Annotated in this window: 12 protein-coding genes; 1 reads left to right on the top strand and 11 read right to left on the bottom strand. The window is 38.5% G+C overall.

Translation table 11 applies throughout. The features are described from left to right. Positions 1-2 precede the first annotated feature (2 nt). The 7 genes from KHA93_RS17840 to KHA93_RS17810 form a co-directional block, all read right to left on the bottom strand. Positions 3-1622: a putative polysaccharide biosynthesis protein gene (locus KHA93_RS17840; RefSeq protein WP_213111958.1), complete on the bottom strand. Its 1620-nt coding sequence runs from the start codon at positions 1620-1622 to the stop codon at positions 3-5. A 944-nt stretch (positions 1623-2566) separates the two neighbouring features. Further along, the gene (locus tag KHA93_RS17835) at positions 2567-3484 is read right to left on the bottom strand and encodes a nuclease-related domain-containing protein (protein ID WP_213111957.1); all 918 of its coding nucleotides are present in this window, start codon (positions 3482-3484) and stop codon (positions 2567-2569) included. Positions 3485-3687: 203 nt separating this feature from the next. Beyond that, entirely contained in the window at positions 3688-4224 is a 537-nt protein-coding gene (gene spoVT, locus KHA93_RS17830) for a stage V sporulation protein T (protein WP_213111956.1), read from the bottom strand. Positions 4225-4404: 180 nt separating this feature from the next. After that, positions 4405-7917, bottom strand: a complete 3513-nt coding sequence (gene mfd / locus KHA93_RS17825) for a transcription-repair coupling factor (RefSeq protein WP_213111955.1) — start codon at positions 7915-7917, stop codon at positions 4405-4407. 135 nt (positions 7918-8052) lie between these two features. Then, positions 8053-8277: an anti-sigma-F factor Fin gene (fin, locus tag KHA93_RS17820; RefSeq protein ID WP_432806354.1), complete on the bottom strand. Its 225-nt coding sequence runs from the start codon at positions 8275-8277 to the stop codon at positions 8053-8055. A 73-nt stretch (positions 8278-8350) separates the two neighbouring features. Next, the gene (pth, locus tag KHA93_RS17815) at positions 8351-8911 is read right to left on the bottom strand and encodes an aminoacyl-tRNA hydrolase (protein WP_213111954.1); all 561 of its coding nucleotides are present in this window, start codon (positions 8909-8911) and stop codon (positions 8351-8353) included. Between the two features lie 225 nt (positions 8912-9136). Continuing rightward, positions 9137-9772, bottom strand: a complete 636-nt coding sequence (locus KHA93_RS17810) for a 50S ribosomal protein L25/general stress protein Ctc (RefSeq protein WP_213111953.1) — start codon at positions 9770-9772, stop codon at positions 9137-9139. Positions 9773-10263: 491 nt separating this feature from the next. On the opposite strand from KHA93_RS17810, the gene KHA93_RS17805 reads away from it, so the two are divergent. Beyond that, a complete protein-coding gene (locus KHA93_RS17805; protein ID WP_213111952.1) occupies positions 10264-11322 on the top strand; it encodes a DUF4037 domain-containing protein in 1059 nt (352 codons plus the stop codon). Positions 11323-11711: 389 nt separating this feature from the next. Here KHA93_RS17805 and KHA93_RS17800 read toward each other — a convergent pair whose 3' ends face one another. The 4 genes from KHA93_RS17800 to KHA93_RS17785 all read right to left on the bottom strand — a co-directional run bounded on the left by KHA93_RS17800 (position 11712) and on the right by KHA93_RS17785 (position 15394). Continuing rightward, complete coding sequence (locus tag KHA93_RS17800; RefSeq protein ID WP_213111951.1) at positions 11712-12671, bottom strand: ribose-phosphate diphosphokinase; 960 nt, start codon at positions 12669-12671, stop codon at positions 11712-11714. 14 nt (positions 12672-12685) lie between these two features. Beyond that, complete coding sequence (gene glmU / locus KHA93_RS17795) at positions 12686-14059, bottom strand: bifunctional UDP-N-acetylglucosamine diphosphorylase/glucosamine-1-phosphate N-acetyltransferase GlmU (protein WP_213111950.1); 1374 nt, start codon at positions 14057-14059, stop codon at positions 12686-12688. Between the two features lie 496 nt (positions 14060-14555). Then, on the bottom strand, positions 14556-14849 hold the full coding sequence (gene spoVG, locus KHA93_RS17790) for a septation regulator SpoVG (protein ID WP_213113018.1): 294 nt from the start codon (positions 14847-14849) through the stop codon (positions 14556-14558). Positions 14850-15019: 170 nt separating this feature from the next. Beyond that, complete coding sequence (locus KHA93_RS17785; protein WP_213111949.1) at positions 15020-15394, bottom strand: RidA family protein; 375 nt, start codon at positions 15392-15394, stop codon at positions 15020-15022. Between the last annotated feature and the right edge of the window lie 16 nt (positions 15395-15410).

Raw genomic sequence — 15410 nt, 5'->3', positions numbered from 1 at the left:
CATTACTTCCTTTCCCGCTCTTTTGTTACAAGTCGCTCTCCGAAAGGAATCAGCGATATTTCCTCAGCAGTTAATATATGACTTTTTACTATCATAACCAAATAAACGGCCGCTCCTAACATCACACTACTTAATGCCATGAATGCATAAACCAAGCGGCCATCGCCCATCAAAGAAACTAGAAGCATCCATATTTGCACAACTGCCGTCATGGCAAGCCCCGCAACAATCAGCCTGTTCACCATTTTTTTCAAAACCGCTAGAACGGCCACTTTTTTATTTAATTTTTTCACCATAAGGATGGATACGACTGCTAAACCGATGATCGTTGCAACAGCAGCACCCATCGTGCCAAAAAAAGGTACAAATATGAAATTTGAAACGGCTTTTACAGCTAGACCGGCCAATATGTACTTCCCAGGCGCAAATACATGCCCCAATCCTTGTAAAATTCCCGAACAAACCAAAATAATAGAGGTAAAAAAAATCGCTATTGCTAAAACACCGAGAACGGATGACCCATCGCCATTTGCGAATAGCATGGTATTCGTTGGCCTCATAATGTTTACTAATCCTATAGCAGCCCCCAAGCCTATAACCATAGTTATTTTAATGGCGCTGGTTGCTTTATTGTAAATGAGTTCCTCATCATCTCTCAACCATGCGGATGCTATGAGCGGAACTAAAGCTAGGGAAAAGGATGAAGCCGCTACTGTTCCTAGCTGCAATAAAGGCTGTCCTCGATCAAAGACCCCCTTCAACACTTTCGCTTCTTCTTCACTTACACCTGATTGAACGAGTAAAGAATATAGACTAAATGAATCAATCATTTGAAAAAGGATAAGAATCATCCCGCTTAAACAAATAGCCGTTCCGTGAATGAGGACGATTTGAGCTGTTTTATAAAATTTACGAAAAGACAACCCTTTTGCAAACAATAGTCGGATCGCTTTATGTTTCCATACAAAGAAAGTAAGAATAAGAAGTCCAAAAACCGTACCTAGTACAGACCCCGCCACAGCACCGCTTCCAACCTCATACAAGGAATATCCTTTTGACATAAGTATAGAAGCGAAAAGCAAGATAGCTGTAACCCTTGCTAGTTGCTCAACCACTTGGCTAATAGCGGTCGGTTTCATATTTCCTATACTTTGAAAATAACCTCTCCATATTGATAAAAACGGTAAAAACAAAAACATAAAGGCAGAAACTTTAATTAGAGGGGCTAGCGCAGCATCCCCCATCCAAATAGATATGTAATTTGCCCCGAAAAAAAAGAAAGAAAAAAGCGCAACTCCAACAAGCAGAAGGGTAAGAAAAGCAGCCTGCAAACCATGTGCAAGATGGTTTCGTTTCCCACCCTCACTTTCCGCCGCCAATTTAGAAATAATAACTGGAAAACCGGAACTTGCAAGAACAGCTGCAATTCCATAAATCGGATAAACTTGTTGATATATGTAAAAACCGACGTCACCTACTATGTTTTGAAAAGGCACCCGATATACAGCACTCAATAATTTAACAATAAAAGCAGCCATCGTTAAAATAAGTGCTCCGTGCATATACTGACTTGATTGTTCTTTAGGCAAACGCGCCCTCGCCTTTCTGCGTAAAATCTTCACAAAAAATATTATAGCATATCGGCCCTCATCCATTAATTTCCTTTATAAAAGAAATTGATTGTCATAATTAATCTAGTGAGCAGGTGATTTCTATCGTGCTCAAGACCTCTATATACTCTTTGAGGTCGTAAAGCCGGCGACTTCTACCATGGTCAAGACCTCAATCGGCGCTTTGAAGTCGTGAGACCGCGGGTTCCACTGTGCTCAAGACCCCATCTACTCTTTGAGGTCGTGAGCCGACGACTTCTGCCATGGTCAAGTCCTCAATCGAAGCTTTGTGGACCTAAGCCAACGTTTTCTACCGTGCTCAAGACCCCTATCTACTCTTTGAGGTCGTGAGCCGGCGACTTCTACCATGGTCAAGACCTCTTTCGACGCTTTGTGGACCTAAGCCAACGTTTTCTACCGTACTTAAGACCTCTATCTACTCTTTGAGGACCTGAGCCCGCGACTTCTACCGTACTCAAAACCCCTATCTACTCTTTGAGGTCGTGAGACAGTGATTTCTACCGTACTCAAGACCTCTATCTACTCTTTGAGGTCGTGAGCCAACGTTTTCTACCGTGCTCAAGACCCTATCTACTCTTTGAGGTCGTGAGCCGGCGACTTCTACCATGGTCAAGACCTCAATCGACGCTTTGTGGACCTAAGCCAACGTTTTCTACCGTACTTAAGACCTCAATCGCGCTTTGAAGTCGTGAGACCGCGATTTCTACCGTGCTCAAGACCCCTATACCCTTTGAGGTCGTGAGCCGGCGACTTCTACCATGGTCAAGACCTCTTTCGACGCTTTGTGGCCTTGAGACCTCGAGTTCTACCGTACTTAAGACCTCTATCTACTCTTTGAGGACCTGAGCGAGCAACTTATCCGCTACTTAAATCTTCAAACAGAGGTTTTTTATTAATGTCTTGGGATAGTAAATTCGTTCAAGTTGTTTTTTGACTTAAGCGTTACGGATTACATAATATGAAGATTTTGCATGCCCAATATGTTGAAAGTGCTTCGATATAATCATTCGAATTGTTCTCTTTGTTTTTAATCCTTTACACCAGTCATACAGATCGTTTGTTGTTATTTTTCGTTGAGGAAATAAAAGAGTATATTCCATTGCGCTTCTTATTATTGCCGAGTCCACATTTTCGATATGACCGCATTTCTTACAGACTATGGCGATTCGCTTGTCTTCAATAGAAAATGAATCACAGACAGCACACATAACCCCTTTCCGAAGTTCTTCATAATGATATTTCGGTAGTTTTGTAAAAGGTGATTCTTCTTTATGCAGTGAAGTCAATTTATGTGCTAAATTCTTGTGGTGCTCATTTATATTTGATGGGATATTATGTAGCTTATGAAAAAAACGATTTAATTGAGTTGGGAAAATAATAGGTAGATTTCGGGTGGTGTTGTATAAGTGGAAATCGGGGTTAACGTACACAAGATAGGCTTGGATAGGGATCGTATATCCGTGATCTTGAAGTAATCTCCGAAGGAGGAATTCACTTCTTTCCAATCGAGGCACTGGATTATAAATTTCTTTGCCGTTGATGGAATACCATCTGCCATCTTCGATATAATAATCTCCTTCGTGATTTTTAATGTCTAATAACAATATTGATTTTTGCGATATGATGGTTGAATCAATTTGGAAGTGAGTGCTGTTACTTTCTAGTTGTAAATCATTGAGAACAAGCCAATCCTTCGAAATTCCTCCCACTCTTTCATCGAAGGATAATTCTCCTTGATAGCCTTTTTCAAGTCTAGCATAATGGACCGCATCATCAATCGATAAAACTTTCCTTTTGTCTAAAAGCTTGTACACCTGCAACTCATTACTTTCAGTTCGAGATTTTATGAACATTTTCCACATCCTTCCTCAACTATTATCCCCATTGTAGGCAATAAAGAAAAATTGTACAAGGAGATATAAAACAATGAGCATGTCCGTTAAAAAAATAATGTTCCCTAATGGATATTTGACCAGACCGTCATTCAAAAAATAATCCACCATTTAACAACACACAAAAACCCGAAGAATTTCTCTCCGGGTTCTCTTTATTTCTTTTATGATTCCATTTGTCTTGCAAGGAAGCTCGCTGCAGTTTCCGCTGATTTTTTTTCTATATCACCGATGGATTGGTCTTTCGAGAATATTACAACCGCTCCAATTGGATCGCCACTGGCGATGATTGGAGATATTGTATAGGAGGATAGTTCTTCCTCATGCCCCTCAACTAAGGCAATTTTACTAGGATTTTTCTCAAGATGGGAAGTACGATCCGACATCGCTTTTTCTATGATTTCGCCATTACTTTTATTCAAATATTCTTTTTTCGATCCGCCGCTAACAGCGATGACAGCATCCCTATCACAAATCAAAATAGAGCTGCCCAAGCTTTCATATAGTGCTTCACCATATTCTTTAGCAAAATCGCCTAATTCATTGATTGGTGAATATTTTTTCAAAATGACTTCGCCATCACGATCTACAAAAATTTCCAATGGATCACCTTCACGAATTCTAAGGGTTCTCCGAATTTCCTTTGGAATTACTACCCTTCCTAAATCATCAATTCGACGAACAATTCCAGTTGCTTTCATCCTAAGTTGCCTCTCTTTCATCAGATGATTTCTCGGAAGCTTTCAGAATAATTAAGCGTAATATTTATAGAAAAGCTTCCGTTTTTACAATTCATTACCATCGGTAGTTGAATTTAGTATCTTTCAGTTAGAGAGTTCTATACATTCTAAGTCATTTTTTTGAAGATGAAAGCAAATTTTTTACTTTTTAGCGTTCTGCAATTCTTTCATAATTTCTGTTGAAATCGTGAGCCATTCTTCTGTTTGTAGTCGATTTATTTGGATTGTAATTTTCAAACGTGAACCATCCATGCCGAGGCCAACAATCCGTCCGTGTCTGTTGCATATCGCAAAGACTTTTGTTCCATCTATTTCTTTCGTACCTTCTTCTGACATATAAATGGATATCTCAGATTTTGATTGCTTAATAAGCTCTAGTTTGGATTGACGAGCGTACACTTTCATTTCAGCGACAGTAAATAAATATCCGACTTGTTTCGGATAGTCTCCAAAACGATCGATCATCTCCTCTTGTAATTCTTCTAGTTCATCAAGAGAATCAATATTTCTAAAGCGTTTGTACATCTCTATTTTTTGATGACCGTCTCGAATATACGAATCCGGAATATATGCGTCTAATTCAAGCTCTACTTCAAATGTTGGGACTTTTTGTTCGTGAAGCGTTCCTTTCCGTTCATCGATAGCATCTTTAAGCATTTGAGAGTACAAATCGAATCCAACGGAATCAATAAAGCCGTGCTGTTGGGCACCGAGCAAATTACCGGCACCTCTTATCGATAAGTCGCGCATAGCAATTTTAAAACCGGAACCTAGCTCGGTAAATTCTTTGATTGCCTGTAATCGCTTTTCCGCTACTTCAGTGAGAACTTTGTTTCGTCTATACGTAAAATACGCGTACGCAATACGATTGGAACGACCGACACGCCCCCTTAATTGATAAAGTTGGGAAAGTCCCATTCGATCCGCGTCATGAACGATCAAAGTATTCACATTCGGGATATCGACACCCGTTTCAATAATTGTTGTTGTCACAAGTACATCGAATTCTCCGTCAAGAAAACTTAGAATAACAGATTCCAGCTCTGTTTCAGTCATTTGCCCATGAGCATACGCCACCCGTGCATCTGGGACAAGCATTGAAATTTCCTCTGTTTTTCTCTCAATGTCCTCAACTCGGTTATAAAGAAAATAAACTTGACCGCCCCTCGCCAACTCACGCTCAATGGATTCCTTTACAAGTGCACCATTATATTCCATTACATATGTTTGCACAGGGAAGCGATTTTCCGGAGGTGTTTCAATGACTGATAAATCACGAACCCCTAGCATGGACATATGAAGTGTTCTTGGGATAGGTGTCGCCGTCAATGTCAGCACATCAATATTTGTTTTTATCTGTTTAATTTTTTCTTTATGTGTAACGCCAAACCGCTGCTCTTCATCAACAATTAAAAGACCTAGTTCCGCATATTGGATATCTTTTGATAAAAGACGATGAGTCCCAATTACGATATCAACTGTACCGTTTTTTAAGCCTTTCGCCGTCTCAGTTTGCTGTTTTTTAGTACGAAAACGGCTTAGAAGTCCTATATTAATTGGGTAATCTTGAAATCTCTCCTTAATAGTTTCGAAATGCTGTTGTGCCAAAATCGTTGTCGGCACTAATACAGCGACTTGCTTTCCATCCATGATCGCCTTGAACGCCGCACGAATTGCGACTTCTGTTTTTCCATAACCGACATCCCCACAGAGTAGGCGATCCATTGGTCTTTCTCTTTCCATATCTCGTTTGATCTCCACGATTGAACGCAACTGATCATCTGTTTCTTGGTAAGGAAAAGAAGATTCCAACTCCCGTTGTAAATCACTATCTGGTGAAAAAGCGTACCCTTTGGCGGCTTCCCTTTCTGCGTATAATTTAATCAAGTCATCCGCGATATCCTTGACTGAAGACTCTACCTTTTTCTTTACACGCTTCCAATCGCTTCCACCTAATTTATATACCTTTGGCTCCTTTCCTTCAGAGCCCACATATTTTTGAACGAGATCAATTTGTTCAACTGGTACATACAGCTTATCATTCGCTTGATATCTTAAATTCAAATAATCTTTATGAACCCCATTGATTAAAAGGGTTTCAATCCCTAAATACTTTCCTATCCCATGATTGACGTGGACAACATAATCTCCTACCTGCAATTCGGAATAACTTTTAATCCGTTCAGCATTTGATAGTTTTTGCCTGCGCTTTGATTTGCGAGTTCTCTTATTAAATATTTCTTCTTCTGTAATGACAGCCACTTTGGCTAATGGCAGCTCAAAACCCGTATTTAAAGCACCTTCAATTATTTGGATCCCCGATACCGTTTGATCTGGATCCTTTACAATGGATGCTTCCACTTCATAATCATATAAAACGGATTGTACTTTCTTCGCCCTCTCAGCATTAGGAGCTAGAAAAATAATGGAATACCGATTTTTCTGCCAACGCTCCACTTCCCCTTTGAGCAAATGCATTTGACCATGGAAATTTTGCATAAGCCTACATGGAATATTGGAGATGTTTTGTGGATTTGTATTCGAGATATGTCTCATAAATAAAGACAAATATACTTTAGGGATCTGATGTTTAGATAATAATTGAGAAAATGGATTTGACACAGGAAGGTCGTGAATAATTTCCCCTTGTTCAAGTAGGGATGTTTGCCATTCCGCTTCTTCCTTTTCCAGGCTTTCATTCATTTCCTGAATACGGCTTAATTCATCAAAAATGAGCAATCCATTCTCCGAAAGATAATCTAGTAAACTTGCAGCAGGCTCATAGGCATAAGATATATATTTATAAAATTGCTCTGGCTTTTGCCCGTTACGAAGTTGTTCTAGATCATATCCAATATTTTCGGATAAAAGTTCCTTTGCTTTTTCATTTCTCAACTTTTTCAAGGAGCGTGAAAGCCCGGCTTCCAGTTGATCTGCCATTTTCACTAATTGATTACTATTTATTGGTGTTTCGGTAGCAGGACCAATTAGCACACTCTTCCTTTTATCTTTAGAACGCTGATCATCTAAGGAAAAAGTTCGTATCGAATCAACTTCCGTATCAAAGAGCTCTATGCGAATCGGATCCGTTTCCGTAAGAGGATAAATATCTAATATTCCTCCACGAATACTAAATTCACCAGGTGCACTAACCATGTCCGTTCTGCTATATCCCATTTGAATAAACTTTAATAAATCTTGTTCAAGATCTAAATCTTGCCCCAATTCAATAAGCAATTGATATCCTTGCCAAATGGATGGGGGAGGTAATATTTTTCTTAAACTAGCAATAGGAACGACAAAAACACCGCGACCACCCGACACCATGTAATTAAGTGTTTCAATTCGTTGGGCGCGCAGTTCAGGACTTGCAATACTAAGTTCTGCAGCAATCAATTCATTGGCAGGATAAAGAAAAAGCTCATCTTCATCTATAAATTGAGTGAGATCCTCGTAAAGCTTTTGTGCCTGCAAAAGATTATGGGTAATAACGATAATCGATTTTCCGGTTTTTTCTGCAGCTGCCGCAATGAATGCAGCTCTTGCCGAACCTGATAATCCAGCTATTAGTTGTTCTCGAAGGTTTTCTTCAATGCCAGAAAGAATCGATTGAATTTCATTTTGCTGTATAATTAAATTTTTTATGCCTTGCATGTTTATCTCCTCTTCATAAAAAATGGCAGGTATTTAAGAGGTTAACTTGAATCCATCTTATTTTATTATGGCTGGGTTGCTTTTACATGATAAATAGCCAATGGAAAAATGCTTTGGATTTCTCTCCAAAGCTTTTTAATGAATAAGATAATCATATTGATGCAAATCGGGATTATTTATAAACGCTTCGTGGCAATCATCGCATATTGCCTGGATAAATATCTCTCCATTTGATCCATACGTGACCATTTCTTGTCTTTCCTTATCTGTTAATGTATGAATGCCTAGTTGTTCTTCTTCAAAAACGGAATCATCAATCGTTCCCATTTTGGAAGAACAATGGCGACAATAATAATGAATTGGTATAGTAAACCCTCCTTACAAAAGCAATCCGTTCATATAGTATGAACACCTTTATAAGGAGTTATTCGTACTAACCATTAAATTGATTCATGATTTCTAGAAAAGGCTTATCCAACCACTCTTCGCAAGCATCTACACATTTCTCAACGACAGATTGGATATCATCTTTTTCGTCTTTGCGAAATTTACTTAAGACATAATCAGGTACTGTTACACCAACCGGAGGGCGATCGATTCCCACGCGTATCCGTTTGAATTCTTGAGTACCAAGATTCGCGATGGTAGACTTTATACCATTATGTCCACCGGCGCTGCCTTTTTGTCTTAGTCGTATTTTTCCAACTGGTAAATCAAGATCATCGTAAATCACAAGCAAGTCTTCCACCGGTATGTCATAGTAATCCATAAGTGGACGGATACAATCTCCTGATAAATTCATATATGTTAAAGGTTTTAGTAAAATGACCTTTTCACCATTTTTATGAATAATAGAATAGATTCCGTTGAATTTTTTCTCGGACAGGGTTGTTCCGAGTCTTTTTGCTAACTCATCCACAATCATAAATCCAATATTATGGCGAGTTTTATTATATGAAAGACCGGGATTTCCTAACCCTACAATTAATTTCATCCCTAACACCCCAAGTTACACCTATTTCATCTATTATACGTTAAAAATACATAAACGGAAACAAAAGCGCAACCCTTTGGCTGCGCTTCTCAATTTTTATTATAAAAGCTATTTTATTCTATACATTGATTTTCGCTTCAGGTGCTCGCCTTACGTTACAATCAACATAGCATTGAAATCAACAATGGATTACCAATATATAACAAAATACTTTATTATGTTAAATTATACATCTTCACCTTCAGCTTTGTCGTCGTTGCTGTTTTCAGGTGGATTTTCTTCACGTACTCCTCCGTCTGGAGTTTCTTCTTCTGTACGTGGAGGTTGGATATTAGCAATAGGCTCATCATCCTCGTGATTGATCGTGCATGAGAAATTACCGCGTATTTCTCCAACTGTTACTGCTTCGCCAATGTTTAAATCAGGAATATCAATATGGATGACCTCCGGAATTTTTTCAGGAACAGCCGTTACAGAAAGTTCATGCAACAAAACCTGAAGAACCCCACCACTCTTGACACCTGCTGAGTCTTCCGATATTTCTACCCTTACATTTGCTTCAATTTCTTGATTTAAGTCAATTGCTAGAAAATCTGCATGCACAATTTCATTTCTCAAAGGGTCTTCTTGATATTCATGTAAAAGAACATTTACCTTTTTCCCTTCGAGATCTAGAGAAATAACACCATTTCGGCCGACTTCTCGCATAGTTTTCATAAACTCGGCACTATTTACAGAAATTGGGGTATTTTCTACCTGGTACCCATAAACTACCGCTGGAATTCCACCTTGCATACGAATGTCCGTCAATTGTGAACGTTGCCCATTCGTACGGCTTTTTGCCACTAGTACTGTACTCATAAGTATGACACTCCCTCTCCCTATTATGTAATGCATCTCTATTAATACCCTAACATAAGTAAAAATAAACTTCTAATTAAACGAAAAAAACAACTAAATCTAACGGGTTCCTTTTTATAAGCCCATACAGCCTTAACACATTAAATTTTTTAAACAACCACTTAGAATATGGTAAAATGCAATAAAGAAAATTCCGTCAACTTGATTCGTTTGAGGTGATGATTATTATAAAATCATACTATAATGTTTTATTGTCACTAATGTTAAGTATCTTACTCGCTGGTTGTGCTTTCAAGGATATTGTTGTTTCACCTACCAAATCCATCGAAGGTCAAAAATTAGATTATATAGGTTACAGTGGTAATCAGTCAGATGTGGAAAGTGGCCTCCAGCAGTTCAAAAGGATATCGAACCGTATACTATTAATCCAAACACAACGGATTGACGGTTTTTGTGTTTTACAAAGTGAAATACGAAAGGAGAAATAAAGAGTGTCCTTTATTAAAGGGGTAGAATTATGTCGTCGGTTTCATAGAGAAGTCGTTGAGTCTATACTGTCAGACGACTATCCGGACTTGCTCTATTCATCTGCTCTAATTGGTCCTGGGAGTGAAGTGCTCGGCTACGATACAGAAATGTCAACCGATCATGATTGGGGACCACGGGTATATCTTTTTCTCAGTAAAGAAGATATAGGGAGTTCCGAGGAAATAGAGAAATCTCTGACTGAGCGAGTACCGAAACAGTTCTATGGCTTTCCGGTTGATATAAGAATGAGCGTAATTACAACGTTGCCGAAATTTATTGAAAGCTGTTTGGGTGTTAACATAGATGAACCTATAGGTATAGAAGATTGGCTTTCATTTCCCTCGCAGACGCTTCTCGAGATAAACAAGGGAGCAGTCTATAGGGATGATACGGGTAACCTTTCCGCATTACGCAATCAATTTAGTTATTATCCTCATGATATTTGGTTGTACCTAATGGCAACAAATTGGCAACGAATCGGTCAAGAAGAACATCTGATGCTTCGTTCGGGTTTTACTGGTGATAAACTTGGCTCCTCTATTATTGCCTCACGTATTGTCCGTGACATCATCAATCTCTGCTTTCTGTTGGAGCGTCAATATGCCCCTTATCCAAAATGGTTTGGTACTGCTTTTATGCATTTGAAATGCTCTGATCAACTGATGCCTTATCTTTGGACAGCTCAAACGGCAGCTACATGGAGAGAACGTGAGAACGCATTTAATAATGCTTATAAGCATTTATCAAGTATGCATAATAGATTAGGAATTACGGAAATGATTCCTATTGAAGTTTCATACTTCTATGACCGTCCATTCAAAGTAATGAATGGCGAAAGAATTGCGAAAGTTATTTTGAAACATATTAAAAATGAATTTATTCGCGAGTTAGCCTCTAGACGCCCAATCGGTAACATTGATCAGATTACTGACAATACCAATTTCAGAAATATAATTCGTGAGTCTGGTCTTGAGGGCAACCATGCTAGAAAGGCACTGAAAAGATTATTTCAGACTTCCTAAGGGGATCGACACTAAGTTGCAAAGACTGTCTTTTAGGATGCAAAAAGATTAGCGTTTTAACAAATCAGTTCGGATGTGCAAAAAGGAAACAGATAAATATACATAATTGTCTTCTTCAATTATAAGTTCTGAAGAAAGATGAGATTTTGTTGTATGAAATTTTGATGTTGTAGTAGTAAATGAGGTCATATGTTATACAAAAAGGATAGATGTAAACAGGTACGATCCCTGTTCATCTATCCTTTCCTTTTCACCTTATATAATGATCGACATTATAATAATTCGCTTAAACATAAGATTCATAAATTTTTTTGGTTTATATGAAACTTAGTTTGTGATTTTCTTCACTCCTGATCCGCATACTGGAATACAGGTTTTTTTCATATATCTTAATCAAACAATGTACTTACTGATTGATTTTCGTGAACTCGAATAATCGCTTCTCCTAATAAAGGAGCTACAGAGAGTTCTTTAATTTTTGCGATTTTCTTTTCTTCTGGAAGGACAATTGAGTTTGTTACAACTAGCTCTTTAATATTAGAATTTTGAATTCTTTCAATTGCAGGTCCTGATAGAACTGGATGTGTACAGCAAGCATATACTTCCTTAGCACCATTTTCTGTAAGAGCATTTGCCGCAAGCGTAATCGTACCAGCTGTATCAATAATATCATCGATTAAGATAGCAATTTTTCCATCTACATTACCTACGATATTCATTACTTCCGCCACGTTCGGACGAGGGCGGCGTTTATCAATAATGGCGATTGGTGCCTTTAAACGATCTGCCAGTCTTCTAGCACGCGTAACTCCGCCATGATCAGGTGAAACAATCACAATATCATCTTTATATAAATTTTTCGTCTTAAAATAATCTCCTAAAATAGGAACACCCATTAAATGGTCATTAGGAATATCAAAAAACCCTTGAATCTGAGGTGCGTGGAGGTCAAGATTAATCATCCGTGTCGCCCCAGCTGTCTCAATAAGATTAGCAACTAGTTTTGCTGTGATCGGTTCACGTGCTCTCGCTTTTCGATCTTGACGTGCATATCCATAATAAGGCATAACAAGATTGATTGTTTTAGCAGAAGCTCGTTTTAGTGCATCAATCATGATGAGGAGCTCCATCAAATGGTCGTTGACGGGATCACTCGTAGATTGAACAACGTAAACATCGCAACCACGTATACTTTCCTCAATATTAATTTGAATTTCTCCATCACTAAATCTATTAACAGAACATTTTCCAAGTTCCACACCGATAAATTTAGCAATTTCTTGCGCCAAAGCACGATTTGAACTTAATGAGAATATTTTCAAGCTAGGGTCAAGATATTGATTTGACATGTTGAACCTCCATATTAGTTATTCAAATTTAGTTTCTTGACGTAATTTTCTTTATTAACCTGCCTGGCGCGCGCGATGGAAAGAGATTCTCCCGGTACATCTTTCGTTATGGTGGAACCTGCGGCGATATAAGCGCCCTCCCCAATTGTTACAGGTGCAACAAGGTTAGAGTTACAGCCAACAAACACATTGTCTTCTATTTTCGTTAAAAATTTACTTTTTCCATTATAATTAACCGTAATGGAACCACAGCCAAGGTTCACATTTGAACCAACCTCAGCATCGCCAATATAGCTCAAATGAGACGCTTTACTACCTTTTCCAATTTCCGATTTTTTAATTTCGACAAAGTTTCCTACTTTTACATCATCGTGAATATTGGATTGTGGACGAATATGCGCAAAAGGCCCGATTTGGACTTTTTCTCCAACCAAACTATCATGTACAACAGATTGTCTAATCACTGTTTCGGATCCAATTTTAGCATTGACCAACTCACTGTTTGGACCAATTTGACAATCTTCCCCGATTACAGTTTGTCCTTTTATAATTGTACCTGGATACAAAATTGTGTCCATACCAATTTTTACATCTGAATCAACATACGTATTTGTAGGATCAATAATCGTAACGCCATTTTTCATATGAATGTTATTAATTCTATTTCTCATAAGTCTTTCCGCTTCGGCAAGCGCTACACGATCATTGATACCCATAGTTTCATCAAAATCTGGTGTTTGAAATGCAAAGACCTTTTTCCCCTTTGCCTTTAAAATTTCAATCACATCAGGAAGGTAATATTCTCCTTGAGCATTGTCATTTGAAACTTCTTCAAGCGCCTCAAACAATGCTTGATTGTCAAAACAATACGTTCCTGTATTGATTTCTTTCACTTTCCGCTCATCTTCACTAGCATCTTTATGTTCAACGACTTTTTCAACAGTTCTATTAGTATTACGGATGACCCTTCCATAGCCGTCGGGTTTTTCTGTATAAGCTGATAAAATTGTCGCAGCTGCATCTTGTGATTCATGCAGTTTAATCAACGCTTCCATCGTTTCAGCTGTAATAAGAGGTGTATCACCGCATATGACTAAAGTTGTTCCATTCTGATTTCCTAGCACTTCTTTCGCTTGTATGACCGCATGGGCAGTTCCAAGCTGTTCCTCCTGCAGAACAAAGTCACTTTTTCCTCCCAAACTAGTCTTTACAAGCTCCGCCCCATGTCCAACAACCGTAACGATTTTGTCAGTGTTCACTTTCAAAATGTTGTCCAGGACGTGCTCAACCATTGGCTTCCCACATATAGAATGTAGTACTTTATAAAGTTTTGACTTCATTCGTGTTCCTTGGCCAGCAGCCAATATTACAGCGAATCTATTTGTCATAAACGGGCCCCCAATAACCTTTTTTTCCATAATGAATATATCTTAATTACAGTTTTTTTTCAAGAAAACTAGAGAATGTATATAAAGTGTTCATAAAATAAAAAATGCGGAAGCACCTGTTCATCGACGTAAAAACTTCAGGAACTTTGACAGTTTGCTAGTCGATAGGCGCAGTAACTAGGCAATAGAAAAGCGGAAGGCGCTTGAAGTGGAAGAAAGGCTAAGGGCGCAACATCCTGTTGCAACGCCTTCCTGACCCGCATCCTGCGGGCCTCCGACAAGCAAATGTTCTGAGGCAAAAAAGTCTGGTCTTTGACTTTTATTGCCTCAGGTTATTTGATTTCGAGGGGCTAGCGCCTGCAACTAAACAATAGAAATGCGGAAGGCGCTAGTCCAAGGTATTTTTTTGAGAGGATAAATATTAAGAGGGAAAATTTTAAAAGCAAATTTAAAAGAGCCATACTTATGTAGTAGGGCTCTCGTTGTTCTTCTTATTTTAGGAAGCGCCGGCTTCTTCTAGTTCCGGTTCTTCTACTTCTCCTAAACGATGGTATTCTGTCAATACGACATCCTGGATTTTACTCCTTGTATTGGAGTTAATTGGATGAGCAATATCGCGAAATTCTCCGTCCGGAGTGCGTTTGCTTGGCATCGCCACGAATAGACCATTATTACCGTCTATAACTCGAATATCGTGGACGACAAATTCATTATCTAGGGTAATTGAAGCAATCGCTCTCATTCTACCCTCTGTGTTGACGCGGCGTAATCTCACATCTGTTACTTCCATTGTGCTCACCACCTTCTTCTCCTAGATAGAATCATAACTTATGTATTCAACACAGATTAGAAATCTCCTTCTTTATTTGTTAAATTTTTTTAATATTTATAATTTGCAGGTTTGTAAGCGTTTTTGTAATTTGATATTCCTTGTTTTTGACTTGAAAAATGTAAATCAAATCATTTAACAAGTGCAATGACCTCAATTTCAAGTAATACATCTTTCGGTAATCTTGCAACCTCGACACATGAACGAGCGGGTTTATGTTCAGAGAAATATTCACCATACACTTCATTGATTGTTGCAAAATCATCCATATTTTTAATGAAAACCGTTGCTTTTACTACGGAATCAAATGAAGCCCCTGCCTCTTCTAGCACTGCTTGAAGGTTTTTAAACACCTGATGACTTTGTTCGACGACGCCCCCTGACACTACGATGCCTTCCGGTGTTAAAGGAATTTGGCCTGAACTATAAAACATATTATTGACAACTATTCCTTGTGAATATGGTCCAATTGCAGCTGGTGCTTTGTCTGTTGATACGATGCGCATTTTAATCTCTCCTTAA

This window comes from Lederbergia citrisecunda, from assembly GCF_018343695.1.
Lineage (GTDB): Bacteria > Bacillota > Bacilli > Bacillales > Bacillaceae_C > Lederbergia > Lederbergia citrisecunda.
This window is presented reverse-complemented; position numbering and strand designations above follow the sequence as displayed.

Bases quoted from the DNA above. Each gene is read 5' to 3' on its own strand.
- glmU (WP_213111950.1), bottom strand. From the start codon at position 14,059: ATGACAAATAGATTCGCTGTAATATTGGCTGCTGGCCAAGGAACACGA.
- mfd (WP_213111955.1), bottom strand. From the start codon at position 7,917: ATGCAAGGCATAAAAAATTTAATTATACAGCAAAATGAAATTCAATCG.
- spoVT (WP_213111956.1), bottom strand. From the start codon at position 4,224: ATGAAAGCAACTGGAATTGTTCGTCGAATTGATGATTTAGGAAGGGTA.
- KHA93_RS17785 (WP_213111949.1), bottom strand. From the start codon at position 15,394: ATGCGCATCGTATCAACAGACAAAGCACCAGCTGCAATTGGACCATAT.
- KHA93_RS17800 (WP_213111951.1), bottom strand. From the start codon at position 12,671: ATGTCAAATCAATATCTTGACCCTAGCTTGAAAATATTCTCATTAAGT.
- KHA93_RS17810 (WP_213111953.1), bottom strand. From the start codon at position 9,772: ATGAGTACAGTACTAGTGGCAAAAAGCCGTACGAATGGGCAACGTTCA.
- KHA93_RS17835 (WP_213111957.1), bottom strand. From the start codon at position 3,484: ATGTTCATAAAATCTCGAACTGAAAGTAATGAGTTGCAGGTGTACAAG.
- pth (WP_213111954.1), bottom strand. From the start codon at position 8,911: ATGAAATTAATTGTAGGGTTAGGAAATCCCGGTCTTTCATATAATAAA.
- spoVG (WP_213113018.1), bottom strand. From the start codon at position 14,849: ATGGAAGTAACAGATGTGAGATTACGCCGCGTCAACACAGAGGGTAGA.